Raw genomic sequence first — 2151 nt, forward strand, 5'->3', positions numbered from 1 at the left:
AACTACCTTGACAGTCAGCGGTAATCCCGCATGGCAACAATTGAACAAGTGAAGGCTTTAATTAGAGCTCATTTTGATAGCAACGATGAAAAATTTAAAACCGTTGTTTTGCAGATTGCGGCTCACGAAGCAAAAGTTGGTCATACCGCTAGTGCTAGAGAAATTAAAGATATTATTCAAAATCCAAAGTATCTTAGTAAAAGCAAAGTTGTAGCATTAAATAACAGATTAGATATCCTTGAGCAAAGGTTTGTTAATTCTACTTTATCGGATTTAATTGTTTCAACTGAAATAGAAGATAAAATCAAACGGATACTAAATGAGTATCAGAAGAAAGATATCTTGAGAAAAAACGGCTTAATGAATCGCTCGAAGATTTTACTTGCAGGTGATCCAGGAACAGGTAAAACAATGACAGCCTCAGTTATTGCCAATGAGCTGTATCTACCTTTATATGTTATACAATTTGATAAGTTGATTACAAAATACATGGGAGAAACGAGTGTAAAGCTTAGACAGGTTTTTGACCAGATTAAAGAGATCCGAGGGGTATATCTTTTCGATGAGTTTGATGCTATCGGTTCAGATAGAAGTTTAGATAATGATGTAGGGGAAATGAGAAGAATTCTGAATGCATTTCTTCAGAATTTAGAAGCTGATGAATCTTATAGCATAATTATTGCAGCTACTAATAATCCAAGCATGTTGGATAAAGCTTTATTTAGGCGGTTTGATGATGTGATGGAATATAAAAATCCAGATAATGATCAAATTAAAAGATTGTTCAAGATGAAACTTCATGGGAAAGCATTAAATGACATTTTTTCAGATGAAGTGTATAAAAAGGCTTCGGGCTTAAATCATGCAGATATTGTAAAAGCGTGTGAGGATGCTGTGAAGTATTCTATTTTAGAAGACACCACAATTACCAAGGATATCTTAATGAATTTCATACAGGATAGGAAGAATTATTACAGGTATAAGGAGGCTTAAGAGATAGATGGAATCGAAATTAAGCAACTTATATATCAATAAAGCCGGACAGAGTTTTGATTACAAACCTGCTAATGGTGGGGGTGGAAGAGAAAACTATCCGCCTCGGGCAAGCAGACGCAGTCATGCAGAAAAATTAGAGGCGGATTTAGTTTCTGCCTGGGAAAAAGCAAATCAAAATCAGGAAGAAATCGGCGCTGTATTTGTTCCAAGTAGACATGGTGTGTATTTGGAGATCAAAGGACAAGCAGGATTTGATCTTATAACAAAAAGCTTGGAGCATACAAGCCAACATGTTCGAATCTGTAATATCAAACAGGAAGAGGATAGTGAAAACAAGAAAATTGTAAGTACCACTGTCTTTGTCCCTGATAATAAAAGGGATTTTTTTATTAAGAAAATTAATAAGTATAGAGAAACAGAGAGCGAAGAAAAGGTTATTGGGACGATAGAAAGTATTAATCTAGCTTTGGTTGAGGCTCTTTGGATGAGTGAGAAAACCAAAATGCCGACCACCACACCGCAATGGTGTGAGGTTTGGCTAATGTACGAAGCAAAAGAAACCGTTTCAGATGTTATTGATGAGTTCTTTGAGATTTGCAATGGAAGAAATATTGAGTATAAAGAACAAAGAATTATTTTCCCTGAACGAGTAGTTTTGGGGGTCCGAGCAAATAAGCTACAGTTATCAGAGCTTCAATGGTTAAGTTCGAGGATTGCTGAGTTTAGAATAATGGTAACACCAACGGGTTTCTATGAAAGCTTATCTGAATCAGATCAAAAAGATTTTGTTCAGGATTTACTAGGCCGTTTAGATGTATCTTCAAGATCAAATACATCAGTTTGTCTACTTGATACCGGAGTTAATAATGGTCATGATCTATTAGCACCATTACTATCTGATGAGAACATGCATACAGTAGATATAGAAAAAGGAGTCAATGATATTGCTGATCATGGTACGAGGATGGCTGGTATTGCTTCTTACTTTACGTTAGAAGACAAGCTAGAAAATAGTGATCTGATTGTCGTTAATCATTTTTTAGAATCAGTGTGAATATTATGCTCAAAATAAGCAATGAGTACGCTGAGCTAGAGCCACAAAAACGGAATAAGAGAGCCATAGTTATTCTGTGATTGAGCCACCCTGAGGTGGCT

General features: G+C 35.8%; 2 protein-coding genes. Both read left to right on the top strand.

Annotated features, from left to right (window positions below; genetic code table 11):
* The first annotated feature begins 30 nt into the window (after positions 1 to 30).
* Positions 31 to 993, top strand: coding sequence for an AAA family ATPase (locus T472_RS07115; RefSeq protein ID WP_023863476.1), 963 nt, complete (start codon positions 31 to 33; stop codon positions 991 to 993).
* 7 nt (positions 994 to 1000) lie between these two features.
* Complete coding sequence (locus T472_RS07120) at positions 1001 to 2050, top strand: S8 family serine peptidase (protein WP_023387834.1); 1050 nt, start codon at positions 1001 to 1003, stop codon at positions 2048 to 2050.
* The last annotated feature ends 101 nt before the right edge of the window (positions 2051 to 2151 follow it).

Source organism: Youngiibacter fragilis 232.1, assembly GCF_000495435.3.
In the GTDB taxonomy this organism is placed as follows: Bacteria; Bacillota; Clostridia; order Clostridiales; family Clostridiaceae; genus Youngiibacter; species Youngiibacter fragilis.

Excerpts from the sequence above, each read along its gene's own strand:
- T472_RS07115 (WP_023863476.1), top strand. The coding sequence starts at position 31 with ATGGCAACAATTGAACAAGTGAAGGCTTTAATTAGAGCTCATTTTGAT.
- T472_RS07120 (WP_023387834.1), top strand. The coding sequence starts at position 1,001 with ATGGAATCGAAATTAAGCAACTTATATATCAATAAAGCCGGACAGAGT.